Annotated in this window: 20 protein-coding genes and 1 pseudogene; 10 read left to right on the forward strand and 11 right to left on the reverse strand. The window is 60.8% G+C overall.

Features of this window, described 5'->3' with window-relative positions; translation table 11 throughout:
* The first annotated feature begins 29 nt into the window (after positions 1-29).
* Both QLG10_RS15860 and bfr read left to right on the forward strand, forming a co-directional pair.
* Positions 30-1484 carry a catalase gene (locus QLG10_RS15860; protein WP_282487656.1) on the forward strand — a complete coding sequence of 485 codons (1455 nt, stop codon included), beginning with the start codon at positions 30-32 and terminating at the stop codon, positions 1482-1484.
* Between the two features lie 149 nt (positions 1485-1633).
* Positions 1634-2098, forward strand: coding sequence for a bacterioferritin (gene bfr / locus QLG10_RS15865; RefSeq protein WP_008053867.1), 465 nt, complete (start codon positions 1634-1636; stop codon positions 2096-2098).
* Between the two features lie 66 nt (positions 2099-2164).
* Here bfr and uvrA read toward each other — a convergent pair whose 3' ends face one another.
* Entirely contained in the window at positions 2165-4999 is a 2835-nt protein-coding gene (uvrA, locus tag QLG10_RS15870) for an excinuclease ABC subunit UvrA (protein WP_110755006.1), read from the reverse strand.
* A 191-nt stretch (positions 5000-5190) separates the two neighbouring features.
* On the opposite strand from uvrA, the gene QLG10_RS15875 reads away from it, so the two are divergent.
* Both QLG10_RS15875 and QLG10_RS15880 read left to right on the forward strand, forming a co-directional pair.
* A complete protein-coding gene (locus QLG10_RS15875; RefSeq protein WP_008065728.1) occupies positions 5191-6588 on the forward strand; it encodes an MFS transporter in 1398 nt (465 codons plus the stop codon).
* 9 nt (positions 6589-6597) lie between these two features.
* Positions 6598-7116 carry a single-stranded DNA-binding protein gene (locus QLG10_RS15880; RefSeq protein ID WP_008065729.1) on the forward strand — a complete coding sequence of 173 codons (519 nt, stop codon included), beginning with the start codon at positions 6598-6600 and terminating at the stop codon, positions 7114-7116.
* Between the two features lie 187 nt (positions 7117-7303).
* Here the strand turns inward: QLG10_RS15880 and QLG10_RS15885 are convergent, their stop codons facing one another.
* Complete coding sequence (locus QLG10_RS15885; protein ID WP_110755005.1) at positions 7304-7858, reverse strand: cysteine hydrolase family protein; 555 nt, start codon at positions 7856-7858, stop codon at positions 7304-7306.
* A 102-nt stretch (positions 7859-7960) separates the two neighbouring features.
* Between QLG10_RS15885 and QLG10_RS15890 the strand changes: the two genes are divergently transcribed.
* From QLG10_RS15890 to QLG10_RS15900, 3 genes are all read left to right on the forward strand, one after another.
* On the forward strand, positions 7961-8953 hold the full coding sequence (locus QLG10_RS15890) for a GlxA family transcriptional regulator (RefSeq protein WP_282487657.1): 993 nt from the start codon (positions 7961-7963) through the stop codon (positions 8951-8953).
* Positions 8954-9169: 216 nt separating this feature from the next.
* On the forward strand, positions 9170-10279 hold the full coding sequence (locus QLG10_RS15895) for a DUF3182 family protein (protein ID WP_248679042.1): 1110 nt from the start codon (positions 9170-9172) through the stop codon (positions 10277-10279).
* The gene (locus QLG10_RS15900; RefSeq protein ID WP_020800587.1) at positions 10269-11027 is read left to right on the forward strand and encodes an alpha/beta fold hydrolase; all 759 of its coding nucleotides are present in this window, start codon (positions 10269-10271) and stop codon (positions 11025-11027) included. The genes QLG10_RS15895 and QLG10_RS15900 overlap by 11 nt, the downstream gene beginning before the upstream one ends.
* A 100-nt stretch (positions 11028-11127) precedes the next feature.
* On the opposite strand, the gene QLG10_RS15905 is transcribed toward QLG10_RS15900, so the two are convergent.
* The 5 genes and pseudogenes from QLG10_RS15905 to QLG10_RS15925 form a co-directional block, all read right to left on the reverse strand.
* Entirely contained in the window at positions 11128-12114 is a 987-nt protein-coding gene (locus tag QLG10_RS15905; RefSeq protein ID WP_110755002.1) for a lysylphosphatidylglycerol synthase domain-containing protein, read from the reverse strand.
* On the reverse strand, positions 12111-13397 hold the full coding sequence (clsB, locus tag QLG10_RS15910; RefSeq protein WP_110755001.1) for a cardiolipin synthase ClsB: 1287 nt from the start codon (positions 13395-13397) through the stop codon (positions 12111-12113). The genes QLG10_RS15905 and clsB overlap by 4 nt, the downstream gene beginning before the upstream one ends.
* Positions 13394-14191 carry an endonuclease/exonuclease/phosphatase family protein gene (locus QLG10_RS15915; RefSeq protein WP_248679040.1) on the reverse strand — a complete coding sequence of 266 codons (798 nt, stop codon included), beginning with the start codon at positions 14189-14191 and terminating at the stop codon, positions 13394-13396. The genes clsB and QLG10_RS15915 overlap by 4 nt, the downstream gene beginning before the upstream one ends.
* Positions 14188-15114, reverse strand: a complete 927-nt coding sequence (locus QLG10_RS15920; RefSeq protein WP_282487658.1) for a DUF72 domain-containing protein — start codon at positions 15112-15114, stop codon at positions 14188-14190. Before QLG10_RS15920 ends, QLG10_RS15915 begins: the two co-directional genes overlap by 4 nt.
* A gap of 125 nt (positions 15115-15239) precedes the next feature.
* Positions 15240-15368, reverse strand: a pseudogene (locus QLG10_RS15925) (MFS sugar transporter); the annotation flags it as partial.
* Between the two features lie 78 nt (positions 15369-15446).
* Here QLG10_RS15925 and QLG10_RS15930 point away from each other — a divergent pair.
* Complete coding sequence (locus QLG10_RS15930; protein WP_188265190.1) at positions 15447-17576, forward strand: mechanosensitive ion channel domain-containing protein; 2130 nt, start codon at positions 15447-15449, stop codon at positions 17574-17576.
* 113 nt (positions 17577-17689) lie between these two features.
* Here the strand turns inward: QLG10_RS15930 and QLG10_RS15935 are convergent, their stop codons facing one another.
* Complete coding sequence (locus QLG10_RS15935) at positions 17690-21994, reverse strand: DEAD/DEAH box helicase (RefSeq protein WP_282487659.1); 4305 nt, start codon at positions 21992-21994, stop codon at positions 17690-17692.
* Between the two features lie 306 nt (positions 21995-22300).
* On the opposite strand from QLG10_RS15935, the gene QLG10_RS15940 reads away from it, so the two are divergent.
* Both QLG10_RS15940 and QLG10_RS15945 read left to right on the forward strand, forming a co-directional pair.
* Entirely contained in the window at positions 22301-23185 is an 885-nt protein-coding gene (locus QLG10_RS15940) for a sugar nucleotide-binding protein (protein ID WP_110755047.1), read from the forward strand.
* Positions 23178-24107, forward strand: a complete 930-nt coding sequence (locus QLG10_RS15945) for an NAD-dependent epimerase/dehydratase family protein (RefSeq protein ID WP_248676927.1) — start codon at positions 23178-23180, stop codon at positions 24105-24107. Before QLG10_RS15940 ends, QLG10_RS15945 begins: the two co-directional genes overlap by 8 nt.
* 162 nt (positions 24108-24269) lie before the next feature.
* On the opposite strand, the gene QLG10_RS15950 is transcribed toward QLG10_RS15945, so the two are convergent.
* The 3 genes from QLG10_RS15950 to QLG10_RS15960 all read right to left on the reverse strand — a co-directional run bounded on the left by QLG10_RS15950 (position 24270) and on the right by QLG10_RS15960 (position 26903).
* A complete protein-coding gene (locus tag QLG10_RS15950) occupies positions 24270-24968 on the reverse strand; it encodes an OmpW family outer membrane protein (RefSeq protein ID WP_110755049.1) in 699 nt (232 codons plus the stop codon).
* Between the two features lie 143 nt (positions 24969-25111).
* Positions 25112-25627: a DUF3299 domain-containing protein gene (locus tag QLG10_RS15955; RefSeq protein ID WP_020796268.1), complete on the reverse strand. Its 516-nt coding sequence runs from the start codon at positions 25625-25627 to the stop codon at positions 25112-25114.
* A gap of 10 nt (positions 25628-25637) precedes the next feature.
* Positions 25638-26903 carry an ABC transporter permease gene (locus tag QLG10_RS15960; RefSeq protein ID WP_110755050.1) on the reverse strand — a complete coding sequence of 422 codons (1266 nt, stop codon included), beginning with the start codon at positions 26901-26903 and terminating at the stop codon, positions 25638-25640.

Raw genomic sequence — 26903 nt, forward strand, 5'->3', positions numbered from 1 at the left:
TTCAAGACTGACAGAGAAAGGAAGATCACATGAGCCAAAACAACACGCTTACAACTGCCAGTGGCGCTCCTGTCGCCGACAACCAGAATTCCCGCTCCGCCGGCCCTCGCGGCCCATTGCTGCTCGACGACTTCCACCTGCTCGAAAAGCTCGCCCACTTCAACCGTGAAAATATCCCGGAGCGTCGTGTCCACGCGAAGGGATCAGGTGCTTACGGTACATTTACCGTCACCCGCGATATCACCCAATACTCCAGCGCCAAGCTATTTGAGGCTGTCGGTAAGCAAACGCCAACCTTCCTGCGATTCTCCACTGTCGGTGGTGAACGCGGTTCGGCGGACACCGAACGTGATCCTCGTGGCTTCGCGCTGAAGTTCTATACCGAAGAAGGCAACTGGGACATTGTTGGCAACAACACGCCGGTATTCTTCATTCGCGACCCACTCAAGTTCCCGGACTTTATCCACACTCAAAAGCGACTGCCACAAAGCAACCTCAAAAGTGCACAGGCGATGTGGGACTTCTGGTCGCACTCTCCGGAGGCGTTGCACCAGGTCACCATTCTGTTCTCCGACCGAGGCATTCCCGACGGCTATCGTCACATGCACGGCTTCGGCAGCCACACTTACAGCCTGATCAACGCCACGGGTGAGCGTCATTGGGTGAAGTGGCACTACAAGACCCAGCAAGGCATCAAGAATCTTGCGCCAGCAGAGGCGGCGCGGCTGGCAGGTATCGATCCGGATTACGCCCAGCGCGACTTGTTCGAAGCGATCGAGCGAGGCGATTTCCCAAAATGGCGCGTGTGCATTCAGATCATGACCGAGACCCAGGCTTGCGCGCACTATGAGAATCCGTTCGACGTGACTAAAACCTGGTCTCAGAAGGAGTTCCCGTTGATCGAAGTCGGTGAGTTGGAGCTCAATCGAAATCCATTGAATTACTTCGCCGAGGTCGAGCAAGCCGCGTTTGGCCCAAGCAACATGGTGCCCGGTGTAGGTCTGTCGCCAGATCGCATGCTGCAAGGTCGGGTATTCGCTTACGCTGATGCGCACCGCTACCGTATCGGCACCAATCACCAGCAGTTGCCGGTGAATGCGCCGCGCAGTCCGGTGAACACCTATCAGCGCGATGGCGCGATGGCGTTTGGCAGCAATGGTGGTGCGGCGCCAAACTACGAGCCCAATAGCTATATCGAGTCGCCAAAGCAGGCGCCCCGTTATGCTGAACCTGCATTGGCATTAAGCGGCGCAGCTGATCGTCACGATCATCGCAAAGACACCGACTATTACAGTCACGCCGGTGCGCTGTACCGATTGATGAATGACGAACAGAAAGCGTTGCTGGTCCACAACATTGCGGGAGCAATGGCGGGTGTCTCAAGCGACGTCGTCGACCGTCAACTGCAGCATTTCTTCAAGGCCGATCCGGCGTATGGAGAAGCAATTGCAACGCTGCTCAATGTACAGCTTAACGAAGTCTAAATGAGAAGCAGAACCGCCCTTATTAGGGCGGTTTTTGCGTTATTTAAGCTGCTTTTCTCAGAATATCTTCGCTTTTATTGCGTGCGGTGAGTGACGTTGTGGTCATGTTGGTTCAAACTACAGACTTTCAAGCAGGGAGATGTAGGGCGATGCAAGGCCACCCAGACGTTATCGATTACCTCAACACGTTGCTGACCGGCGAACTGGCCGCGCGTGATCAATATTTCGTCCACTCGCGGATGTATGAGGACTGGGGTTTCACCAAGCTCTACGAACGAATCAACCACGAGATGGAAGAAGAAGCAGGGCACGCTGATGCACTGATGCGCCGGATTCTGATGCTCGAAGGCACGCCGCGCATGCGCCCGGACGATCTGGATGTCGGCACCACGGTTACAGAAATGCTCGAAGCGGACTTGCGCCTGGAATACAAGGTTCGGGCCGCGCTGTGCAAGGGCATCAAGCTCTGCGAGCAGCACAAGGACTATGTCAGCCGTGAAATGCTGCGGGTCCAACTGCATGACACCGAAGAAGATCACACTTACTGGCTTGAAAAGCAGCTCGGCCTGATCAAGTTGATCGGTCTTGAGAATTACCTGCAATCGCACACCTGATTGCGGCGAATACAAAAAAGCCCCTGTCACCGATGAAGTGACAGGGGCTTTTTCGTCGGGGCGCAGTTAAGCCCTGTCACGCTCCAGCAGGGGCTTGAGGTAATAACCGGTATGGGATTGCTTCATCTCTGAAACCTCTTCCGGCGTGCCAACGGCAATGATCTGCCCGCCCTTGGATCCGCCCTCCGGGCCCAGGTCCACCAGCCAGTCGGCGGTCTTGATGACGTCTAGGTTGTGCTCGATCACCACCACCGTATTGCCGTGGTCGCGCAGACGGTGCAACACATCCAGCAGTTGCTGGATGTCCGCAAAGTGCAGCCCGGTAGTTGGCTCGTCGAGGATGTACAGGGTCTTGCCAGTGTCACGCTTGGACAGTTCGCGCGACAGTTTGACCCGCTGGGCCTCACCACCGGACAGTGTGGTCGCCGATTGTCCCAGCTTGATGTACGACAAGCCGACGTCCATCAGAGTTTGCAGTTTGCGCGCCAAAGCCGGCACCGCATCGAAGAACTCCCGGGCCTCCTCGATGGTCATCTCGAGGGTTTCATGAATGCTCTTGCCCTTGTATTTGATCTCAAGGGTTTCGCGGTTGTAGCGCTTGCTCTTGCACACATCGCAGGGCACATAGATGTCCGGCAGGAAGTGCATTTCCACCTTGATCAGGCCATCACCCTGACAAGCCTCGCAGCGTCCGCCCTTCACGTTGAAGGAGAAGCGCCCGGGGCCATAACCGCGTGATCGCGACTCCGGTACGCCGGCAAAAAGCTCACGAATCGGTGTGAACAGGCCGGTGTAGGTGGCCGGGTTGGAGCGTGGCGTACGACCGATGGGACTCTGGTCGATGTCGACGACCTTATCCAGATGCTCCAGCCCCTTGATGCTGTCGTGAGCAGCCGCTTCCAGGGTGGTTGCACCGTTGAGCGCCGTGGCACTCAACGGAAAGAGCGTGTTGTTGATCAGTGTCGACTTGCCTGAGCCGGACACGCCGGTCACGCAGGTCAGCAGGCCGATGGGAATATCCAGGTCGACGTTGCGCAGGTTGTTGCCACGGGCGCCCTTGAGCGTCAGCGACAGCTTCTTGTTGCGCGGCGTACGCTTGGCCGGCACCGCGATCTTCACGCGGCCCGACAGGTACTTGCCGGTCAGGGAGTCGGGATGCGCCATCACCTCGGCCGGCGTACCCTCAGCGACGATGTGCCCGCCGTGAACCCCCGCACCAGGGCCGATATCCACCACATAGTCGGCCAGGCGAATCGCGTCTTCATCGTGCTCTACCACGATCACCGTATTGCCGATGTCCCGCAGGTGTTTCAGCGTGCCGAGCAACCGGTCGTTATCACGCTGGTGCAGGCCGATCGAGGGTTCGTCGAGGATGTACAGGACACCGACCAGCCCGGCGCCGATCTGGCTGGCCAGGCGGATACGCTGGGCCTCACCACCGGACAAGGTGTCTGCGCTGCGATCCAGCGACAGATAATCGAGGCCGACGTTGACCAGGAACTGCAGGCGTTCGCGAATTTCCTTGAGGATCTTGTCGGCGATCTCGCCACGGCGGCCAGTCAGCTTCATCCCTTCGAAATAGTCGCAGGCATCACCGATTGGCAGGTTGGTCACCGCTGGCAGGGTTTTCTCGCCGACCCATACATGCCGCGCTTCGCGACGCAGACGGGTGCCGCGGCAATCAGGGCAGGACTGTGTGCTGAGGAACTTGGCCAGTTCCTCGCGTACCGAGGCCGACTCGGTTTCACGGTAGCGGCGTTCCAGGTTTGGCACGATGCCTTCGAACGGGTGCGAGCGCTTGACGATATCGCCCCGGTCATTCAGGTATTTGAAATCGACGTTTTGCGAACCGCTGCCGTGCAGGATGCTCTTCTGCTGCTCGGCGGGCAGTTCGTTGAACGGCACTTCCAGACTGAACTTGTAGTGGGAGGCCAGCGAGCCAAGCATCTGGAAGTAATAGACGTTGCGCCGGTCCCAGCCGCGAATCGCGCCTTCGGCCAGGGTCAACTCACCATTAACCAGGCGCTTGATGTCGAAGAACTGCTTGACCCCCAGGCCGTCACAGGTCGGGCAGGCACCGGCCGGGTTGTTGAAGGAAAACAGCTTGGGCTCGAGTTCACTGATGGCATGCCCGCAAATCGGGCAGGCGAAGCGCGCGGAGAAGATCATCTCTTCACCCGGCTCGTCGTCCATCGGCGCCACCAGGGCGATGCCGTCTGCCAGTTTCAGCGCGGTCTCGAAGGATTCGGCCAGGCGCTGTTGCAGATCGGCGCGGACCTTGAAGCGGTCGACGACGACATCAATGGTGTGTTTTTTCTGTTTATCGAGCTTCGGTGCTTCGTCCAGCTCATACAACTTGCCGTTGATCCGGGCACGGACGAAACCTTGTGCGCGCAGTTCCTCGAAGACTGAAAGGTGCTCACCTTTGCGCTCGCGAATGACCGGGGCCAACAGCATGAGCTTGCGGCCCTCAGGTTCGGCAAGGACCAGGTCGACCATCTGGCTGACGGTCTGCGCTTCCAGGGGAATGTCGTGGTCCGGGCAGCGTGGAATGCCGACGCGCGCATAGAGCAGGCGCAGGTAGTCGTAGATTTCGGTGATGGTGCCCACGGTCGAACGCGGGTTGTGCGAGGTCGACTTCTGTTCGATGGAAATCGCCGGCGACAGGCCTTCGATGGTGTCGACGTCAGGCTTTTCCATCATCGACAGGAACTGCCGGGCATAGGCCGACAGCGACTCGACATAGCGGCGCTGACCTTCGGCGTACAACGTGTCGAAAGCCAGGGACGACTTGCCCGAGCCGGACAGGCCGGTGATGACGATCAGCTTGTCCCGTGGCAGGGTCAGGTCGATGTTCTTCAGGTTGTGGGTTCGAGCCCCACGAATCAGGATCTTGTCCAAGGTGGCCTCGCTCGGCGGGCGTCGAAAACGTAGGAGTATACGGCCAAATACTGGATGGATGCACACTATCGAATGTTGCTATGGCTGCCTTACATGAAAGCTCTGTCATCTACACGCGGCAAAGCGTCGCGATATACCCTGCCAATCGATGGGACTGGTAGAATCGCCGCCGGTTCACATGAGGTTTTTCCATGCACGATCCCCACAGCGAGCGCATGAGTGGTAGCGAGACCCGCGCGGCAAGCGGTCTGGCCCTGGTGTTCGCCTTCCGTATGCTCGGCATGTTCATGGTGTTGCCGGTATTGGCGACCTATGGCATGGACCTGGCAGGAGCGACCCCGGCCCTCATCGGGCTGGCGATTGGCGCTTATGGCCTGACCCAGGCGATTTTCCAGATTCCCTTCGGTTTCATTTCCGACCGCATCGGCCGCCGCCCGGTGATTTACCTGGGGCTGATCGTCTTCGCGCTTGGCAGCGTCCTGGCGGCCAACGCCGACTCGATCTGGGGGGTGATCGCCGGTCGCATCCTACAAGGTGCCGGGGCGATTTCCGCCGCGGTGATGGCTTTGCTATCAGACCTGACCCGCGAACAACACCGGACAAAGGCCATGGCGATGATCGGCATGACGATCGGCCTGTCGTTTGCTGTCGCCATGGTAGTAGGGCCGTTGCTGACCCGTGCTTTCGGGCTGTCCGGACTGTTCCTTGCCACAGGTGGCATGGCGCTGGTTGGCATCGTGATCGTGATGTTCATGGTGCCGCGCTCCACGGGCCCGTTGCAGCACCGTGAATCCGGTGTCGCGCGCCAGGCGCTGATACCGACGCTCAAGCACCCGGACCTGCTGCGCCTGGATCTTGGTATCTTCGTGTTGCACGCAATGCTGATGTCGAGTTTCGTCGCCTTGCCCCTGGCGCTCGTCGAAAAAGCCGGGCTGCCCAAGGAGCAGCATTGGTGGGTGTACCTGACCGCGCTGCTGATTTCCTTCTTCGCCATGATCCCGTTCATCATCTACGGCGAGAAGAGACGCAAAATGAAACGTGTTTTACTCGGCGCCGTCGTGACGCTGATGCTCACTGAGCTATTCTTCTGGCAGTTCGGCGACAGCTTGCGGGCTCTGGTGATTGGTACCGTGGTGTTTTTCACCGCCTTCAATCTGCTGGAAGCTTCGTTGCCGTCGCTGATCAGCAAGGTTTCACCGGCGGGCGGCAAGGGCACGGCGATGGGGGTCTACTCCACCAGTCAGTTCCTTGGCTCGGCACTGGGCGGCATACTCGGCGGCTGGTTGTTCCAGCATGGCGGTCTGTCGGTTGTGTTCCTTGGATGCGCTGGTCTGGCTGCCCTCTGGCTGGCCTTTGCTGTTACCATGCGTGAACCTCCCTACGTGACAAGCCTGCGCTTGCCATTGTCGCCCGAGGCGATCCGCGAAGCGGGGCTGGTTGAGCGCCTGAAGGCTGTCGTAGGGGTAACAGATGCAGTGATAGTCGCAGACGAAGCGGCGATTTACATCAAATTGGACACCGAACTATTGGATCGCACCACCCTTGAAAGCCTGGTGAACAACCCGGCCGGGGCAGCGTGCGTAGCCTAGGAGAACGTAATGGCCCGTGGGGTTAACAAAGTCATATTGGTCGGCACTTGCGGCCAGGATCCTGAAGTTCGTTACCTGCCGAATGGCAACGCCGTGACCAACCTGAGTCTGGCAACCAGCGAACAGTGGACCGATAAGCAAACCGGTCAGAAAGTCGAAAAAACCGAATGGCACCGCGTGTCGATGTTTGGCAAGGTCGCGGAAATTGCCGGCGAATACCTGCGTAAAGGCTCGCAGGTCTACATCGAAGGCAAGCTGCAGACCCGCGAGTGGGAAAAAGACGGTATCAAGCGTTACACCACTGAAATCGTGGTCGACATGCAAGGCACCATGCAACTGCTGGGCGGTCGCCCTCAACAGGGTGACCAACAAGGCCAGGGCGGCGGTAACTACCAGCAATCCGCTCCGCGCCAGCAGGCTCCGCGTCCACAGCAGTCGGCACCGCAACAGTCGCGTCCGGCTCCTCAGCAGGCCGCGCCGCAGCCAGCTCCGGACTTCGACAGCTTTGATGACGATATTCCGTTCTAAGCAATAGCTTAGATCGAATCAAAGCCCGGCACTCCCTTCAGGATGCCGGGCTTTTTGTTACCCGCAGTTTTCGATTCCTCTGTAGGAGCTGCCGCAGGCTGCGATCTTGTTTTAAAAGATCAAAAGATCGCAGCCTGCGGCAGCGCCTACAGAAAGCCGCATTGCGCGGCAAGGCGGTTTTTTTTGGTTAACGGTTGGCGGCGAGGAATTCGTCGGTGGACACCACCTTGGCGTAGGCAAAACCCAATGCCGACATGAACGCGGCATGCACGTGGGCTGCTGGAACGGTCAGTCCGTTGAACTCCAGGTCACGGGAGGCACAGGCATCGTGGATCACCGTGACGCTGTAGCCGAGGTCGTTGGCGGCGCGGGTGATGCCGTCGATACACATGTGGCTCATGCTGCCGACCACCACCAGCTCCTTGATGCCTTGCTCGTCGAGAATGCTCTGCAGTTCGGTGTCACGGAACGAGTTGACGAAGTGCTTGAGCACCACCGGCTCATTGCCCTGGTTGAGGACTTTCGGGTGCAGTTTCGCACCGTCGGAGCCCGGGGTGAAAAACGGTGCTTGTGCGGAGGTGAATTCGTGGCGGATGTGCACCACCGAATCACCGGCCTCACGAAAGGCCTTGAGCAGACGAACAGCGTTGTCTGCGGCGGCATCGGCGCCGACCAACGGCCACTTGCCCTGGGGGAAGTAGTCTTTTTGGATATCGACTACGATGAGTGCTTGCTTGGCCATGACGGTTTCCTCGAAGTGCGGTTTGGGTGTGGAATGAAGTATTGACCCTGACAGACCGTCCGGGGATTGGCCGCACCGACAATAGAAGGGGGAAAACTGACAATGGATGCACAAAGGGCAATCGCCGAGCTGGGCGTGTTGATCTATCCCGGCGCGCAGATGGCGGCGGTGCATGGGTTGACGGACCTGTTCGGGGTGGCCAACCGTATCGCTGCAGAGCATCAGGCGGCGCGCTTGCCTTTGTTGCGGATCAGCCATTGGCAGGTCGATGGCGAACAGGCGCCCGTTCGTGTCTATGACAGCCATCCCGCAGCGGACAGCGCATTGGTAGCGGTGTTGATTCCGCCGTCGATTGCCGGCTTCACCGAAGCCCAGGCGCCGCAAGCGCTGCTGCGTTGGCTTCGCCAGCAGCACGCCAATGGCGCGACCCTGGGGGGTGTCTGCGTGGGCTCGCTGCTATTGGCTGAAAGCGGACTGCTGGACGGTCGCAGCGCCACCACTCATTGGACTTCCGCGAAAACCTTCGCCGAGCGCTACCCGGCGATCAAGCTCAAGGCTGATACGCCCATCGTCGATGACGGCGACCTGATTACCACGGCCGGCCTGATGGCGTGGTCCGAATTGGGTCTGCGCCTGGTCAATCGTCTGTTGGGCCCCAGCATTGCCACCGGCACTGCGCGTTTTCTGGTGGTGGAACACAGCGACAGCGCCAGTGAGTGCGGCAGCAATTTCGCCCCGATTCTCAATCATGGCGATGCCGCGATCCTCAGGGTTCAACACTGGCTGCAAAGCACGGGTGCCACCGATGTCTCGCTGACGGCGATGGCTGAACGGGCAGGGCTGGAAGAACGGACGTTCCTGCGCCGATTTCGCGCGGCAACCGGCCTCAAGCCCACGGAGTATTGCCAGCACCTGCGAGTCGGCAAAGCCCGGGAAATGCTTGAATTCACCAATGGCACCATCGATCACATCGCCTGGACCGTGGGCTATCAGGATCCGGGGGCGTTTCGTTCGACATTCAAGAAGATTACCGGGCTGGCCCCCAGTGATTACCGGGCGCGGTTTGGGGCGATACCGAGTGCGGGCCCCCGATAGACGCTTAGACGCTTCACCGCAAATCCCCTGTGGGAGCGCTTGAGTCGTGCAAAATGCCGGAATGTTGAAGGGTGTCGTGCAGAATAAAGCAGGCGCGGTGCCACTATCCTTTGTGCAACAGGTTGATTTGAGAGGCGTTTTTCTCAAGATATGCTTGGCCTGAACCCTGCACCTCCATCAGCTACATTCATTTAGCGACAATTGAAGGGGGGACGCATGACCCCAGCCAACCGCAAAAAACTGGTAGTCGCCCATTCGGTGCGCCCCGATGCGCCGCAGCACGAAGTCGAAACCAATCGCGCCCTGGCCCGTTGGCTGGCGCAAATCCTCGGGCTCAAATACGGCGGCAGCTACGACCCGCAGGTGCATGGCGGGCGGGACATCTATGTGTTGCCGACCCAGACCCTGGTGGGCGCCGCTGCCGCCCGGCAGTTGGGCGTCAAGGGACCAGAGGATTTATGGGGCGGATACGTCGAGCACGATTTCATCTGCACCAAGGCCATCAGCCATGGTTTGTTGAACAGGCATGCCCATGCACCGCAAGGCTGGGCGCCGATGTTTTCCGAACGGGTGCGCACGGTAGTGCTCGACGGTCTCAGTGTTTTCTCCTTCGACGATGCACGGCCGGCGGCGGAGCATCTGCTCTACAGCGGTCCGATCCGTATGAAGCCGATTCATGCCTGTGCGGGGCGCGGCCAGGAAGTCATCACTAGTCTCGACCAGTTCGACGAAATCCTCGCCCGTCCTGAAGCCAAGGCGCTGTTCAGTGAAGGTGTGGTACTGGAGCAGGACCTGGACCAGGTGATTACCCACAGCGTCGGGCAGAGTTTCATCGGCGCCAGGTTGCTCAGTTATTGCGGTGATCAATACTTGACCAAAGACGCTCGCGGCGAAGAGGTCTATGGTGGTTCAAACCTGCTGGTGGTGCAGGGTGGCTACGATGATCTGCTGGCGCTGGACTTGCCTGACGATGTGCGATTGGCGATCAGGCAGGCCAAGGTCTTCGACGCGGCCGCCGATGAAGCCTATCCCGGTTTCTACGCCTCGCGGCGTAATTACGACATCGCCCAGGGAATTGCCAGCGACGGCCAGCGACGCAGCGGCGTGCTCGAGCAATCCTGGCGCATGGGCGGGGCCAGCAGCGCGGAAGTGGCAGCGTTGCAGAGCTTCGTCAACGATCCGGGGATGCGCGCGATTCGTGTGTCTTCGGTGGAAACCTACATCGATCAGCCACTGCCGGCGGACGCCATCGAGGTGTACCGCGGGCCAGCGGAAAACAGTGATTTTCTTCTCAAGTACGTAACGGTCAAATCCTATGACGGCTAGAAGCGAAAGCATTCAAATCGACATCGACGACGAACAGATGAGCGGGACGTTCCTGAGCCCCAAATCAAAAGTCCCTGGCGTGCTGTTCGTGCACGGTTGGGGGGGTAGCCAGGAGCGAGACCTGGAGCGGGCGAAAGGCATTGCCGGTCTGGGTTGCGTGTGTTTGACCTTCGACCTGCGCGGGCATACCGGCGGCACGGGTATTCCGTTGACCCGCGTGACCCGTGAAGACAATCTGCGTGACTTGCTGGCGGCCTACGACCGCTTGCTGGCGCATCCGGCGCTGGATACCTCGGCGATTGCCGTGGTCGGCACCAGTTACGGCGGATACCTGGCCTCGATCCTCACCTCGCTACGGCCTGTACGCTGGCTGGCGCTGCGAGTGCCGGCGCTGTACCGCGATGATCAATGGCACACGCCCAAGCGCGACTTGGACAAGCTCGATCTGCGCGATTACCGCAGCACGCTGGTGCGCGCCGACAGCAATCGGGCACTGCATGCCTGTTCGCAATTCACCGGTGACGTGTTGTTGGTGCAGTCCGAAACCGATGATTACGTACCTCACGCGACCATCATGAGTTATCGCGCGGCGTGCCAGCAGACCCACTCGCTGACCCACCGCATCATCGACGGCGCCGATCATGCGCTGAGCGATCCGGTTTCCCAGCAGGCCTACACCTCGATCCTGGTGGACTGGATTACGGAAATGGTGGTGGGTGAGCGGTTGAGCATTATTCAGTCGAAATGAATGGTAGTGTCGCTCATGACGCCTTCGCGAGCAGGCTCGCTCGCACAGGGGAATGCATTTCAAATGTGGAAGCGAGCCTGCTCGCGAAGGCGTCCACCCATTATTTGGGTTTTTTCGATATTCGCAACGACTTGGCCTTGGCCTCCACCACCAGGTACATCACCAGCGTGATCAACAACGGTAACAGGAAATAAATCGCCCGATACGCCAACAAGCCCGCCACCAGGCTGCCTCGGGATACCTCGTGTTGCAGCAGTGCCACGAACACCGCTTCCAGCACACCGAGCCCTGCAGGTATGTGGGTGATGACCCCGGCGATGGCGCTGATCAGCAACACGCCAAGCACCAGCGGATAGTCCAGTTTGCTCGGTAGCAGCGTGAAAATGACCGCGGCCATCAACGACCAGTTCAGCGCCCCCAGGGCCAGTTGAAGGACCGCCATGCGCAGTGATGGCAAGTTGATTTCGACCCCGCGGATCGCCCACTCGCGGCGTTTGGAAAACTGGCAGGCCGCGAGATATCCCGCGCTCGCCAGCAAGAGTAAGACGCCCACGCCTTGCAGCGCGCCGCTACTGAGTTTCCAGCCTGGCGGCATGCGCACCAGCCCACTGCTGAACACCGCGCCGGCAATCACCATGTAGCCGAACCAGTTGGTCGCCAGGCTCAGGCCGAGGATTTTCGCAATGTTGGCCTTGCTCACCCCAAGTCGTGAATACAGCCGATAACGCATGGCGATGCCACCCACCCAGGCGCTCAGGTTGAGGTTGAAGGCGTAGCTGATGATCCCCACCGGCAGGATCTGTTTCCACGTCAGGTCCTGGCGGATGTAGGTTCGGCCGATCAGGTCGAAGCAGGCGTAGACCAGGAAACTCATCAGTGTCAGCCCTGACGCGATGATCAAGGTGCGTACCTTGAAATCGGCCAGGGTGTCGAGCACCTCGTTCCATTCGATGCGCTGGGCAAACATCGTCAAGAGGACGATCAACGCCAGGAAAAACAGCATTGTCAGTGGTCTTTTCCAACGACTCCAGCGCGATTTCGCCGGGTGCTCGGCGTGGGACGCCGCGTGCGCTTCAGTGCGGCTCATGTTGATCGCTCCCGGTCGGTGGGGGTGAACGGTTTCAAGCGTGGTTTGTGCGCTGGCAGCCAACCGGCCCATGCCGGGAAATGGCGTAGGAAGTGGAACACCAGGAAGCCCACGGTCATGTGCCAGATGCGCCCGCGTGGGGCCTTGTCCACCGACATGGCCTTGCAATGGTTATCGCTGAGTTCTTCAAGCCGATCGAACAGGTCGCGGTTGAACGCGCGGTCACGGATCAACACGTTGGCCTCCAGGTTCATCGACAGGCTCAGCGGGTCAAGATTGCTGGAGCCAACGGTGCTCCAGTCTTCGTCCACCAGCGCGACTTTGCCGTGCAGTGGCCGGTCGCAGTATTCGAAGATTTTCACCCCGGACTTGAGCAGGTAATCGTAAGTCATGCGCGCCGCCAATTTGGCCACCAGCATGTCCGGCTGGCCCTGCAGGATCAGGCGCACTTCTACGCCGCGGCGCGCGGCGTTGCGGATTTCGCGCAGCAACCTGTAGCCCGGGAAAAAGTAGGCGTTGGCAATGACCACGCGCCGCTGCGCCGTGCGCAGCGCCAGGCGGTAGACCTCTTCGATGTCGGTCGCGTGCTCGGCGTTATCGCGGTACACCAGTCGTACCTGACCGTCGTGATCGGTGACGGCCAATTCCGAACGCCGTTGTCGACGCCGTTGCCACCAGTATTTGGCGCGGGCCGGGCGACCGCATTGCAGCAGGGCAAAGTGGTGAATATCGGCCACCGCCGGGCCTTGCACTTCAACCGAATAATCCTGCTTGGCTTCGGGGCCGAAATCGGCCAAATGATCGGCGGAGAAGTTGATCCCGCCAATGAACGCAATCGTCCCGTCCACCACCACGATCTTGCGGTGCAGGCGTCGGAACCAGTTGGTGCGGATGCCCAGGCGCTTGGGTGCCGGGTCGAACATCTGTAAATGCACGCCGGCACCGCTCAGGGCGGAAAGATAATCGGCTGTCAGTTCTCCGCAGCCAAACCCGTCGAAGCTGGCAGTCACGCGGACACCCCGTTGTGCCGCCTCGATCAGCACCTCCTTCAATTCTTCACCGACTTTGTCCTCGAACACAATGAAGGTTTCCAGGAGGATTTCGGTGGTGGCCTGGCGCATCGCCTCGAACACTCTGGGGAAATAGGCTTCGCCGTTTTCCAGCAGTTGGACCCGATTGTTGCCTTGCCAACCGTACTCGACGTCGACGGCCGCCGGCTCGCTGATGGGCGGCGCGGCAATGGTTCTTTCCAGCGTGTTTTTTTCCATCGACGGGATGCTCATAGCTCGATCTCCACCGACAACGGTGCGTGATCCGATAGGTGTGACCAGGGACGGTTCGCCAATACCTGCGGATAGCTGGCCTTGAGGTTACGTACGTAGATACGGTCCAGGCGCAAGGTCGGCAATCGCGCGGGAAAACTGCGCGCCGGCTTGCCGTGGTGCTCGGCGAACACTTCGCGCAGACCACAAGGCTGGAGCAGGGCATCGGCGCGTTGGCGCCAGTCGTTGAAATCACCGGCGACAATCACCGGGGCGTCGCCTGGCAACGACTCAAGGCGGTGGCGTAGCAACCTGAGTTGTTCATTGCGATGGGTTTCGCGCAAGCCAAGATGGACGCAAATGGCATGCACCTCCGGGCCCTCTCCCGGCAGGCGCAATACGCAATGCAAAATGCCGCGGTTCTCGTGTCCGCTGATGGACACGTCGAGGTTGTCGTGCCGAACGATCTGGAATTTCGACAGCAAGGCGTTGCCGTGATCACCTGCCGGATAGACCGCATTGCGGCCGTAGGCAAACTGCGGCCAGAGGGTGTCCGCGAGGAATTCATACTGGGGCATCGCTGGCCAGTTGTCGTAGCGCTTGGGGTGATGCTCGTGGGTGCCGTGTACCTCCTGCAGAAACACCACGTCGGCGCAGACACTGCGCACCGCCTCGCGCAGTTCAGGCAGGATGAATCGCCGGTTCAGCGCCGTGAAGCCCTTGTGGGTGTTGACCGTCAGTACGGTGAAACGCTGCACCGTGGTATCGATGGTCGCCTGCTCGTCGGTGGTGCCAACCGGGTCGGAAACACTCATGGCAGCACCCCTTCTGCAGCGGGCTCACCGGGGGCGGTGAGCAACTCTTTGTCGAGGTCGAAGCGTGCCAGCAAACGGCGCGCATCGAAGGGCGCGCGGACCTTGATGTCGTTATCGAAATAGCAGAAAACTTCTCGAGACTTTCGCACCCTGGGTTTGAGGCGAGGTGCGATCAGGTGGGGATCAGCCGGTTGCCGACCATGATGCCAGGCATCGATCCGGTCACCCCAACGCTTCAGTGCCTGAGGGGTGTAGCCACTGGCGTAGAGCTCTTCGGCACCGTGCAGGCGCAGGTACACGAAGTCGCTGGTGAGGTCTTCGCGATAGGGCCATTTACCGGCGGTGTCGGCAATCACCAGGGCCGTGTTGTAGCGTTTGAGCAGGCGGACAAATGCCGGATCGATGAAGCTGTCGTTGCGGATTTCCACGGCATGGCGCAAGGGCTTTTTCTTGCTTGTCTTAAGGCTGGCGTGGCCATTCACATGGGCGTCGTGCTGGCGGGCAAGGGCAGCGGCCTGCTCCGTGTCTTGGGGCAATTGCTCGAGGAAGCTCTCGAACAGCTCGGCGTCGAATTTGAAGTTGGGCGGGAACTGCCAGAGAATCGGGCCGAGTTTTTCCCTGAGTTCCAGGACGCCGGAGGCGAAAAAATTCGCCAGGGGTTTATGGATGTCACGCAAACGCTTGATATGGGTAATGAAGCGCGGCGCCTTGACGCTGAACACAAAGTGCTCCGGGGTTTCGGCATACCACTGGGCATAGCGTTCGGGCCGCTGCAGGGCGTAGAACGACCCATTGATTTCGATGCTGTTGACTGCCCTTGAGGCGAATTGCAATTCGCGCCTCTGGGCCAGTCCCTTCGGGTAGAAATCCCCCCGCCAGGGCGTGTAGCGCCAACCTGAAATGCCAATGTGAATCGCCGCCATGTCGCCTCCCGTCTGACTGCCCCCTGATCTTTTGATGACTGCCAGAGGCTGACGAAAGTTTCGGTGGGACTACGGACGGTATGCATTTCATACATCACCGCAATACCCGTAGGGGCCGGTTTGCTGGCGATCGCGTTGGCGGCTTTTTCCTCGGGCACTAGACTGGTGGCGACAGTCGAGCCAATCGAGAAAAACACCCCGTGCGCCAGGCCGGTGACGATCCGCGACAGGATCAGCGCGTAGCCCGGCGCTTGGCATTTGCCGGCCGACACCGAACTAGTCCGGCATTTCTCGATCAGTTCCTTACAGTCCTATCCAAAGGAGCGGATGCCTTGATCAGGCTCAAGACGGCGATATTAATGGGGGCGCTGTTGTTCTTCGGCAGCGAGGAACTGGAAGCGGCGGCGATACCGGGTGTACCGGCAGCGGCCACCGCCGCCACACCGCCGGCACATCCCGAACCCTTGGTTCAGGGCGGGTTGCTGGGCGCCATCAGTTCAAGCATCGATGGCATCCAGGACAAGCTCAATTTCAACAAGGACCTGCTCGACGCCTGGCGTCTGCGTGCGGATCGTGCGGCCGATGAGGTGGATCAATTGGTCAATCGTCCATCGGCCCGCTCGAGCTGGAGCGTGGCGGGCGATTTCCTGCTGCTGACGGCGGTGTGGGCAGGTGTCTTCGGCTTGCTGTGGATGTTCGGCAAGTTATTGACCGAACGCCTGTGCCGTCATCGCTTGCTGCTCAGTCGAGAGCGTGGGCAGGCATTGCTTGGGTATGTCTTGCCCTACAGTCTCCCTGCGGTGATCAGCCTGCCGTTGACGATCTATGCCAGCCAGTTCATGGCTTTGTCAGCGGGTCGGGCGCTGGCGTTGTGTTTTGCCTATGCCACCAGCAGTGGCGTGTTCGCGGCGTCGTTGGTGATGTCCCTGGTGGTGCTGTTCAATGTCGGGCACAAGCGCCGGGCAGTGCAGATCATTCGCCAGGACAGCCCGCGGCCGCTGTTCGCGATCGGCTTCCTGGTCGCCCTCAGCGACGCCTTGACCAGTCCGCAGATCGCCCATCAACTGGGTAACAACCTCACCAGCAGCATCGCCGTATTGACCGGGCTCGCCGCCTCGATTGCCTTTGGTTTGCTGGTGATCCGCATGCGCCGTCCGGTCGCCCATGTCATCCGCATCCTGCCGCTGGCCCAGCGGCGGGCGCAGCCGGCCTTGCGCGAAACCCTACGGATTTTTTCCGGGCTCTGGTATTGGCCGATCCTGTTGATGGTGCTGGTGTCTGTCATCAACTTGATCGGCATTGGCGATGACAACCAGCAAGTGTTGCGCAGCGCGCTGTTCACCACGGTGCTGCTGATCGCGACGGTGTTTCTCAGTACTACGTTGCATCACTTGTTCAAGTCCCGCAGCGAATCCGATGTGCGCCGCAGTGGCGCCTACAAAGAGCGCTTCCTGAGCCTCTCCCATGCGTTGTTGCGTATCGCCATGGCCATCGTGTTCATCGATATCCTCGGACGAATCTGGGGCGTGTCACTGTTCGATTTTGCGGTCAGCAATGCGGTGGGGCGGGCGATCAGTGACGCGTTGAGCCATATCGGCTTGATCTTCCTGGTGACGTGGATGGTCTGGGTCGTGCTGGACACGGCGATCCAGGAAGCCTTGAAACCACCGCTCAACAAGCGCGGGGCGCGCCAGCCAAGTACGCGGGTAAAGACGATCCTGCCGTTGCTGCGCAATGCGATCAAAATCATTTTGGTGGTGATCTGCGCCATCACCACCATGGCCAATCTGGGAATCAATGTTGCGCCGTTCCTGGCCGGTGCCGGGGTCATTGGCCTGGCCATCGGTTTCGGCTCCCAGCAACTTGTGCAGGATGTGATCACCGGTTTGTTCATCATCATTGAAGACACCCTGTCGATCGGCGACTGGGTGGTGCTCGATTCCGGGCATGCCGGCACGGTCGAAGGCCTGACTATCCGCACCCTGCGCCTGCGCGACGGCAAAGGGTTCGTGCACTCGGTGCCCTTTGGCCAGATCAAGGCCGTGACCAACCAATCGCGGCAATTTGCCTACGCGTTCTTCTCCGTGCAGTTCACCTATGACACCGATGTCGACAAGGCCATCGAACTGATTCGCGAAGCCGGGCATTCGATCAGCGACGACCCGTTCCTCAGGTACAACCTGCAAGGGCCGCTGGATGTGTTCGGCGTCGACAAGATGGACCTCAATGGCGTGGTCTTGACGGCACAATTTCGCACCGTGTCGGGAGGGCAGTATGCGGTAAGCCGGGCATTCAACCAGCGTTTGAAAAAGCTTGTGGATAACAGTCCCGAGGTGCATTTTGCGCAGACTTATCCACAGCAGGTCTTGATGCCGAGGAAGGCGGCGGAACCTGTGAATGATGGGGTGGCCGAGCCTGGGCATTCGGCGGTGTTGATGCCGGATCAGCTTCGGCCCCAATAAATTTGTTGGCAGTGATGGCCTCTTCGCGAGCAGGCTCGCTCCCACAATGGATTTATGTACACCGGTCCAATGTGGGAGCGGGCCTGCCCGCGAAGGGGCCGGATGAGACAACATCAATGCCGGATCAGCTTGCTCTGCACTTCAGCCATGCCCGGCTGATCCAGCTCCAGCCACACATGCTGCTTGCCAGCTATCTGCGCAGCCACCGGCAGACCATCGCGATACACCAGTCGATTACTCGCCAGCGCCGGTACTTTCGCACCGGGCAGCAGGGTGCCGGCGAGGTTCAGCGGATCGACCCCGCAGACTGCGATCAAACTGCCGTCGTGGGGCCGTCGCCGTACTTCGCGCAGCAGTGGAATAGCCTGCGGCAGTGCGAACTGTTCGCCCGCCAAGCCACTGACAAAGCGCCCGCCCCGAATTTCTCCGCGCGCCTCCAAGCGATGGAAGGTGCGCAGCAATTCCCGCCAGCTCGGTAGCCAATCGGCCTCACGTTCCAGCAATCGCCAGAACACCACGCCGTAGCGGCGCAACAAGGTCATGGCGATGTGTTCCAGGGTGTCTGCGGGTGTTGGCGTCGGTCGCGGATTATCCACCACTGGCGCGGCAGTCCCACGACGCAACAGTGCCCAGCGCCCGGCATCGTCCATGCCGCCGACAAAGGCCCCGCGCCCGCGCCGGCCACTACGCTGCTGGCGCTTGCTGGCCGGGGTGATCAATGCACGCAGGCCGGCAAAGCTGTCGGCGTTGACCAACCCGGCACCGACCAGTTCCTGCAGGGCGATTTCCAGTTCCGTGCGCAACAGGTGGGCTTCGTGAATCAGCTCATCGAAAAACAGCGCGCCGTGCTGGCTGAGGGCGGCGTGAACCTTCTGTGTCTTGGGCGACAATTCGCTGACCGGCGTCTGCTCGGTCAAGTCGCTCCAGAGACCGACCCGCTGACGCGGCAACAACACGATCGGCGTGCTGCGCAGCGCGGTGCCGGTGCTGCGGTTGCGTGCGGTCAACCGGGTCCAGACCAGCTTGCCGCTACGGCAGGCATCATCGAGCCAGGTGGGCGAATAGTCCTTGAGCCTCGCGGGCAGCAGGTCGCTGTCCCAGGCCGAAGCAGCAGCGGGGTAGCCTTCGAACTGAGCACTGATGGCCGATAACATCGAGCTGCCCTGGCCTCGGGTGGCGTTGGACAGGTGTTGCCAATCGAACAGAAAGCGCATGAAATCCTGCAAGGCCACGGGCTCGATTTCCCGGCGCAGGCGCTTGACCGTATAGCGGTGAATCCGTGCCAGCAGGTGTCGCTCGCACCACTCATCTTCAGTGCTGCCCGGAGTGAACCGGCCGCGCAGCACATAGCCTTCGTGTTCGAGTAGCGCCAGCGCCCGGGTGACGTGTGTCGCTGGCAATTGGAGCGGTTCGGCGATCGCCTGCAGCGGCAATGGACCAAACGCGCTGAGCCGTGCGCGAATCACTTCAAGCACCGCGTCGTCCACTTCCCAGTGTTCATCGAACCCCGGCAACGCCTCCAGCGCCGGCATCAAGACAGCCTGTGGATAAATGGCCCGCAGGCAGGTCAGTCGTTCCCGCGCCAGCCAAAGTGAATGGCTGATGCGGCAGGCGCGGCCGCTGTCGGCCAAGGTATTGAGCCAATCGAGCCACGGGGCGTTGGCGCTGGCCTCGGCCTCGGTGATGCACGCCAGGCTCATCAACGCCTCGTGCATTTCATCCACACCGCCTGGTGTCGGCCAGGCTTCTTCGCGCACGGCGGCAATCGCCTCGAGGTCCAATGCACCGAGGTCATCGGTGGATTCTGGCTCGCTCCAGCGTCGATTGATAACGGCTTGTGTGCGGCGCTCTTCCAGTGGCGCGTCGTCAAGAAAGGTGTATGGCCGGGCGCTGAGTATTTCCGCCGCCAGCGGCGAGGGCGCCGGCAGGTCTCGGCTGATCAGGCGGACCTCACCGCGCTCCATGCGCCGCAACAGCGCCAGCCAGCCTTCACTGTCCATGGCGTCGTGCAGGCAATCATCGAGGGTTTGTTCCACCAGCGGATGGTCGGGGACTTCCCGTTCGCCGACCAGGTTTTCCACGCAGGCAATCTGATCGGGAAACACATTGGCGATCAGGTCTTCACTTTTCATGCGCTGGATCTGCGGCGCGACCTTGCGCCCGCCGGTATAGCGCGGCAACGCCAGTGCCACACCGGCATTCCAGCGCCAGCGCACACCGAACAACGGCGCGTCGAGCACGGCCTGGATAAGAATGTGTTGCGCGCTATTGCTGTGCAAATAGCGCCAGACCTCATCGAGTTCAAAGCTGTGGCTGGTGGACAACGACAAGACGATGGCGTCCTCGCTGGCGGCCGCCTGCAATTCGAAATTGAAGGTGCGGCAAAAACGCTTGCGTAGGGCCAAGCCCCACGCGCGATTGATGCGGCTGCCGAACGGGCTGTGGATGATCAGTTGCGTACCGCCCGACTCATCGAAAAACCGCTCCATCAGCAGCGTGTCTTGAGAGGGCAGGGCGCCGAGGGACTGGCGCGCACGGGCGAGGTATTCGACCAGTTGTTCGGCGCTGGCCAGGTTCAGGCCGAGGTTGTCGGTCAACCAATCGAGGCTTGGCTGCAAATTGCCTGGCGTGGCGCCCAAGAGCTCATCGAGTCGGGCCTGCAGGCGCGCTACGGCAAACGACAGTTCAGCACTGCGCCCCGGGGCTTCGCCAAGCCAGAACGGAATCGTCGGCGGCTGGCCCTGAGCGTCTTCGACCCGGACCTTGCCGGTTTCGACCCGCAGGATCCGGTACGAGGTATTGCCCAACTGGAACACATCGCCAGCGATGCTCTCCACGGCGAAATCTTCGTTGACGCTGCCGATATTCAGCGCTTGCGGCTCCAGCAATACGGCGTAGTCGGCGTTGTCCGGAATCGTCCCGCCGCTGGTCACGGCCGTCAGCTTGGCGCCGCGACGACCACGCAGGGTACGGTTCACGGCGTCGCGGTGCAGATAGGCGCTGCGAATACCCTGTCGCCCGTTGTAACCCTCGGCAAGCATCCGCAGCAGCGCCTGATAATGTTTTTCGTCGAGCGCGGCATAGGGCGAGGCCTGCCGGAACAACGCCAGCAAGGCGTCCTCTGGCCATTCCTGGCAACTGACTTCGGCGATGATCTGTTGCGCCAGGACATCCAGCGGTGCCTCGGGGATCAGCAGGGTGTCGAGCTCGCCCCGGCGCACGCAGTCGAGCAGCGCGACGCATTCAATCAGGTCGTCGCGGGTGGTCGCGAACAAACGGCCCTTGGGCGTGCCGCCGACCTGATGTCCGGAGCGTCCAACCCTTTGCAAAAAGCCGGCAATCGAACGCGGCGAGGCGATCTGGCACACCAGGTCGACGTCGCCAATGTCGATGCCCAATTCCAGCGACGCGGTGGCGATCAACACTTGCAGCTCGCCGCGCTTGAGCCGCTGTTCGGCGTCCAGGCGAAACTCCTTGGCCAGGCTACCGTGGTGGGCGGCTACGGCGTCCTTGCCCAGGCGTTCGCTCAGGTGCCGGCTCAGGCGCTCGGCCAGGCGCCGGGTGTTGACGAACACCAGCGTAGTGCGGTGCTCGCGGGCCAGGGCGGCCAGACGGTCATAGACCAGTTCCCAGACATCGTTCGCCATCACCGCCGACAGCGGCACGGGTGGAACCTCGATGCCCAGATCTCGTGGGCGTGCATGGCCGATGTCGATGATTTCGCAGTCTCGATCGCGGCCGACCAGGAAGCGCGATACCGCTTCTATGGGTTTTTGCGTGGCCGACAGGCCGATACGCACCAGCGGTTCGGCGCACAACGCCTGCAAGCGTTCCAGGCTCAGGGCCAGGTGGCTGCCGCGCTTGCTGGCGGCGATGGCGTGGATTTCGTCGACGATCACCGTGCGTGCGGTGCCGAGCATTTTTCGGCCTGAGTCGGAGCCGAGCAGCACGTACAGCGATTCCGGGGTGGTGACCAGAATGTGCGGCGCGGTCTTGCGCATCGCCGAGCGGTCTTTTTGCGATGTATCGCCGGTGCGCACGGCGGTGCTGATGCGCAACTCGGGCAGGCCCATCACCCTCAACTGTTCGCTGATGCCGGCCAACGGGTTTTGCAGGTTGATCTGGATGTCGTTGGACAGCGCCTTGAGCGGCGAAACGTAGACCACCAGGGTTTCGTCAGGCAAGCCTTCGAAGGTTTCCAGGCCACGGTGGACCAGGTCGTCGATGACGGCGAGGAAGGCGGTGAGGGTCTTGCCGGAACCCGTGGGGGCGGCAATCAGGGTCGAGCGGCGCTGGCGGATCAGCGGCCACGCCTGGGCCTGGGCGGCGGTGACCGTCGCGAAAGTCTTGCTGAACCAGGCGCTGACGGCGGGGTGGAAGCCGGCCAGGGCACTGTCTGCGGAAATGGGCAGGTTCATGGTCTGATTTATGCGGGTGACTCAGTGAAGATGCAAGTACCGCTCAAGACCTTTGCTGGGCTTTACGGCCCCTTCGCGAGCAGGCTCGCTCCCACATTGGGCCGGTGTACACAATTTCATTGTGGGAGCGAGCCTGCTCGCGAAGAGGCCAGTAGCTGCACTACAAATCTCGGACATCTACACTTTACGGATGACGGTTGCGCACTAAACCCGCAAAATGCAACGATTCCGGCAACTATCGACGACATTGCCCGCGGGCGCTGTCGATTAAGCCATCGTTCCAATCAGACTGGGCCTGCTGACTCTATGCGAATGCGCCTTATGTTACTGGGCGGCGGAAATGCCCTTGGGCAGGCGCTGATTCGCCTCGGTGCGGAGGAAGACATCGGTTTCCTCGCCCCCCGCCCACCTCAAGACGGCTGGGATGCCGCGAGCCTGACGCAACTGCTCGACGACACCCGTCCGGACGCGTTGATCAACCTCGCCTACTACTTTGACTGGTTCCAGGCGGAGACGGTCAGCGAACAGCGCCTGGCCGGGCAGGAGCGGGCGATCGAGCGCCTGGCCGAACTGTGCCAGCATCACAACATCGTCTTGCTGCAACCCTCGAGTTATCGCGTGTTCGACGGCTCCCGGGCGACAGCCTACAGCGAAAAAGACGAGCCGCAGCCGCTGGGCCTGCGTGGCCAGGCATTGTGGCGAATCGAACAAAGCGTACGCGCCACCTGCCCGCAACACGTGCTGTTGCGTTTCGGTTGGCTGCTCGATGACAGTCCCGACGGCACCCTCGGGCGCTTCCTCAGCCGCGCCGAGCAGTCACAGGAGCTGTTGATGGCCGACGATCGCCGTGGCAATCCGACACCGGTGGACGACGCGGCCCGCGTGATCATTTCGGTGCTCAAGCAACTGGACTGTGGCGCGCCGCTGTGGGGCACCTACCACTACGCCGGGCATGAGGCGACCACGCCACTAGCCTTGGGGCAGGCGATTCTCACCGAAGCACGCGCCCTGCATCCGCTGGCTGTCGAAGCGCCGACCGCCCAGGCTCACGCCGCGCGACCGGACGCCGCCGAAGAACCGCAGCACGCGGTACTGGCCTGCAAGAAAATTCTGCACACCTTCGGAATCAAGCCACGCGCCTGGCGTGCGGCCCTTCCGGGTCTTTTGGACAGGTTCTATCGTCATGGCTGATCGCCCCGTTTTGATTACCGGGGGCGCCGGTTTCATCGGCTCCCACCTCACCGATGCCTTGCTCGCCAAGGGCTATTCGGTTCGGATTCTCGATGATCTGTCTTCCGGTAAACGCAGCAACCTGCCGCTGGATAATCCCAAGGTCGAGCTGATTGTCGGCGACGTGGCCGATGCCGCCTTGGTCGCCCGTGCGGTGGCCGGTTGCGGTGCCGTGGCGCACCTGGCGGCAGTGGCATCGGTACAGGCGTCGGTGGACGATCCGGTGAAGACCCACCAGAGCAACTTCATCGGCTCGCTGAATGTCTGCGAAGCCATGCGCCAGGCCGGCGTCAAGCGCGTGCTGTTTGCCTCCAGTGCCGCGGTGTATGGCAACAATGGCGAAGGCGAGTCGATCGGTGAAGACACGCCCAAGGCACCGTTGACACCCTATGCGTCGGACAAGCTGGCGAGCGAGCAATACTTTGATTTCTACCGGCGCGAGCATGGGCTGGAACCGGTGATTTTTCGCTTCTTCAACATCTTCGGCCCGCGCCAGGATCCTTCCTCGCCGTACTCCGGGGTGATCAGCATTTTTAGCGAGCGCGCGCAGAAAGGCCTGCCGATCACCGTGTTTGGCGACGGTGAGCAAACGCGGGATTTTCTCTATGTCGAAGATCTGGTCGATTTGCTGGTGCAGGCTATCGAGAAACCCCAGGTGGAAGACGGCGCGGTAAACGTCGGCTGGAACCAGGCGACCAGTCTCAAGCAAATGCTTGCAGCCCTCGAGGTGGTCGTTGGCAAGCTGCCCCCGGTGAGCTACGGCCCGGCACGCTCCGGCGATATTCGTCATTCACGCGCCAACAACCAGCGTTTGCTGGAGCGCTTCAGAGCGCCCGAGCCGACGCCGTTGAGTGTCGGGTTGGCGCGGTTGCTGGGACAATAGAAAAAGGCGCCGGTCGAGGCGCCTTTTTTGTTGCTTGCAGATCGGCCACGCTCTGCGTGGGAATGCCTCAATGGACGCTCTGCGTCTGCTCTCGGGACGCGGAGCGTCCCTGGCTGCATCCCACGCTGAGCGGGGGAACGATCATCACCACCACGTGAATGCTTAGAACTTGTAACCCAGGCCGACCATGTAGATGAACGGATCCGCATCCACGTTCACCCGTGCCCGGGTGCCCGGCGCGATGGCGTTGTTTTCCACGGTCGCACGCGTGTCGATGTCGATGTAGCGCATCTGCGCGTTGAACAGGATGTTGTCAGTCAGCATGTAATCGGCACCTACCTGCCAGGCCACGCCCCAGGAGTTTTCGGTCTTGAAGTTGCTGAAACCATTGGCGCGCGCTTCGCTGCTCAAGTGTTCGTCATACATCCAGGTGTAGTTGACGCCTGCACCGACATAGGGCTGGAACGCGGACTTGGGGTCGAGCGGGTAGTACACCAGGCTCAAGGTCGGCGGCAGTTGATTAAAACTGCCGAGTTTGCCGTTGGCTGCGCTCAGGGCAGTGCCCTTGAGTTTTACGTCATGCTCGAACGGCGTGGCCGCCAGCAATTCGATGCCAACGTGATCGGTGATCATATAGGCGAAGTTAAGGCCCAGTTGTGTGTCGCTGCTCAGCGTCGCCTCGCCGCCCAGGTCGGCACCGCTCAATGGGCCCTGATCGACCTTGACGCTGGAACTGTCGGTATTCGGGTCGACGGTGATCGCGCCTGCACGCAGGAGGATATCGCCTTTTTCGTGAGCGTGGGCGAGCGGGGCCGCGAGCGCGAGGGCAAACAGCGAGGCGCCGAGCAAGGACTTGTTCATGGGGGCTCCAGAGGACGTTAAAAATGTTCGATGTCCAATGGTAAGTCGGCTAACGATTTGGTCTTTTGATGCAGCTCAATGAAAGTGGGATGAGATTTTTTTTGCGGAACCTATGAGGGGCTCTTCGCGGGCAAGCCTCGCTCCTACGGCAATTCATACAGGTAAATCTTGTCCGCCTCCATCTGGTAACCGGCATCCGCCAACTCGCTGGTGGACGCTTTTACCTGCAACGCACCCTCGATCCAGTACGGCTGATACAGCTCGTCGAGCTTCACGCCCACTTCGCTTTTGACATGCACGATCTGGTTCGACGGCGGTGGCGGTACGTGAATGCAGGCGCCGAAATACGGCACCAGCAGAAACTCCGTGGTGCGACCTTCTTCACTCACTTCCAGAGGCACGATGTAGCCCGGCAAGCGAATGTTCTGCCCGTCGAGGGCCTTGACCACCGGCGCGTTGGGCATGTCCTGCTTCGCGGCCGGTGCCGATTCGGCAGCCAGTGCATCGCTCATCTTCGACAGGTCATGCAGCGGCGTCATGTTCGGCACTTCCGCGGCCGCATCCGGAGGGATCATTTCCGACCAGGTCAGCTCTTTCGGCGCAGCCGCCCACAATGGCAGGGCGACCAGCATCAACAGCGCAAAGACAGCGCGGGGCATTTCGACTTCCTCATAAACGGATCGACAGGCCATCGGCCAGGGATTGGCGATAGGCGCGCCAGGCAGGCACGCTGCCCATCAGCAACGCAGCGATCAGGATGCCACCGAGTAGCGTCCATTCATATTCACTTGGCCACGCCAGTGGCAGAAACAGGCCGTAATTGGCTTGCACGTAACCCTGTGCCGCAGCGATGCCGATGTAAAGCAGCGCCACGCCTGCAACCACACCGGCCAGCGCCAGGGCAAAAGCCTCCAGTACCAGCAGCGTCGCGACATGCCAAGGTCGCGCACCTACCGAACGCAGGATCGCCATCTCCCGGCGGCGTTCGTTGAGGCTGGTAAGAATCGCCGTGAGCATGCCGATCAACCCGGTCAACACCACGAACAGCGACACCACGAACAAGGCTTTTTCCGCGGTGCTCATCAAGCTCCACAACTCTTGCAACGCAACGCCCGGCAAGATCGCCAGCATCGGCTCGCCGCGGAATTCGTTGATTTCGCGCTGCAAGGCAAAGGTTGAAATCTTGCTGTTGAGACCGAGCATGAATGCGGTGATCGCTTGGGGCGTCAAGTCCATGTTGCGCGCCTGATCGGCGCTGATCCGCCCGTTGCCACGGGCCGGCACGCCGTTATGCCAATCAACGTGAATGGCCTCCATCCCGCCGAGGCTGATGTGCAGTGTGCGGTCCACCGGGGTGCCAGTACGCTTGAGAATGCCGACTACGGTGAATGGCTTGTCGTCATGCTTGACCAGGCTGATCACGGCCACACCGTGGGCCAGCACCAGCTTGTCGCCGAGTTTGTAGTGCAATGCGTCGGCCACTTCGGCGCCGAGCACCACTTCGAACGGATCGGTGGCGAAGGCACGGCCATCGGCCAGTTCCAGGTGTTGCTGGCGGCCATACTGGTAGTGTTCGAAGTACGCCTCGGTGGTGCCCATCACCCGATAACCGCGATGGGAGTCGCCGAGTGACATCGGGATGGCCCACTTCACTTTCGGGTTGTTGGCGAAGTGTTCGAAGCTGTCCCAGCGGATGTTGTTGGTGGCGTTGCCGATGCGGAACACCGAGTACAGCAGCAGATTGACCGAGCCGGAACGTGCGCCGACGATCAGGTCAGTGCCGCTGATGGTGCTGGCGAAACTGGCCTTGGCCTCGGTGCGCACCCGTTCCACAGCCAGCAGCAGGCACACGGACAGGGCAATGGCGAACGCGGTGAGAATCGCGGTGAAACGGCGATTTGCCAGGCTGGCCATGGCTAGACGAAACAGATACAT

The sequence above is a fragment of the Pseudomonas sp. V98_8 genome, from assembly GCF_029967975.1.
Lineage (GTDB): Bacteria > Pseudomonadota > Gammaproteobacteria > Pseudomonadales > Pseudomonadaceae > Aquipseudomonas > Aquipseudomonas umsongensis.

Bases quoted from the DNA above. Each gene is read 5' to 3' on its own strand.
- QLG10_RS15860 (WP_282487656.1), top strand. From the start codon at position 30: ATGAGCCAAAACAACACGCTTACAACTGCCAGTGGCGCTCCTGTCGCC.
- bfr (WP_008053867.1), top strand. From the start codon at position 1,634: ATGCAAGGCCACCCAGACGTTATCGATTACCTCAACACGTTGCTGACC.
- QLG10_RS15875 (WP_008065728.1), top strand. From the start codon at position 5,191: ATGCACGATCCCCACAGCGAGCGCATGAGTGGTAGCGAGACCCGCGCG.
- QLG10_RS15880 (WP_008065729.1), top strand. From the start codon at position 6,598: ATGGCCCGTGGGGTTAACAAAGTCATATTGGTCGGCACTTGCGGCCAG.
- QLG10_RS15885 (WP_110755005.1), bottom strand. From the start codon at position 7,858: ATGGCCAAGCAAGCACTCATCGTAGTCGATATCCAAAAAGACTACTTC.
- QLG10_RS15890 (WP_282487657.1), top strand. From the start codon at position 7,961: ATGGATGCACAAAGGGCAATCGCCGAGCTGGGCGTGTTGATCTATCCC.
- QLG10_RS15895 (WP_248679042.1), top strand. From the start codon at position 9,170: ATGACCCCAGCCAACCGCAAAAAACTGGTAGTCGCCCATTCGGTGCGC.
- QLG10_RS15900 (WP_020800587.1), top strand. From the start codon at position 10,269: ATGACGGCTAGAAGCGAAAGCATTCAAATCGACATCGACGACGAACAG.
- QLG10_RS15905 (WP_110755002.1), bottom strand. From the start codon at position 12,114: ATGAGCCGCACTGAAGCGCACGCGGCGTCCCACGCCGAGCACCCGGCG.
- clsB (WP_110755001.1), bottom strand. From the start codon at position 13,397: ATGAGCATCCCGTCGATGGAAAAAAACACGCTGGAAAGAACCATTGCC.
- QLG10_RS15915 (WP_248679040.1), bottom strand. From the start codon at position 14,191: ATGAGTGTTTCCGACCCGGTTGGCACCACCGACGAGCAGGCGACCATC.
- QLG10_RS15920 (WP_282487658.1), bottom strand. From the start codon at position 15,114: ATGGCGGCGATTCACATTGGCATTTCAGGTTGGCGCTACACGCCCTGG.
- QLG10_RS15935 (WP_282487659.1), bottom strand. From the start codon at position 21,994: ATGAACCTGCCCATTTCCGCAGACAGTGCCCTGGCCGGCTTCCACCCC.
- QLG10_RS15940 (WP_110755047.1), top strand. From the start codon at position 22,301: ATGCGAATGCGCCTTATGTTACTGGGCGGCGGAAATGCCCTTGGGCAG.
- QLG10_RS15945 (WP_248676927.1), top strand. From the start codon at position 23,178: ATGGCTGATCGCCCCGTTTTGATTACCGGGGGCGCCGGTTTCATCGGC.
- QLG10_RS15950 (WP_110755049.1), bottom strand. From the start codon at position 24,968: ATGAACAAGTCCTTGCTCGGCGCCTCGCTGTTTGCCCTCGCGCTCGCG.
- QLG10_RS15955 (WP_020796268.1), bottom strand. From the start codon at position 25,627: ATGCCCCGCGCTGTCTTTGCGCTGTTGATGCTGGTCGCCCTGCCATTG.
- QLG10_RS15960 (WP_110755050.1), bottom strand. From the start codon at position 26,903: ATGTATCTGTTTCGTCTAGCCATGGCCAGCCTGGCAAATCGCCGTTTC.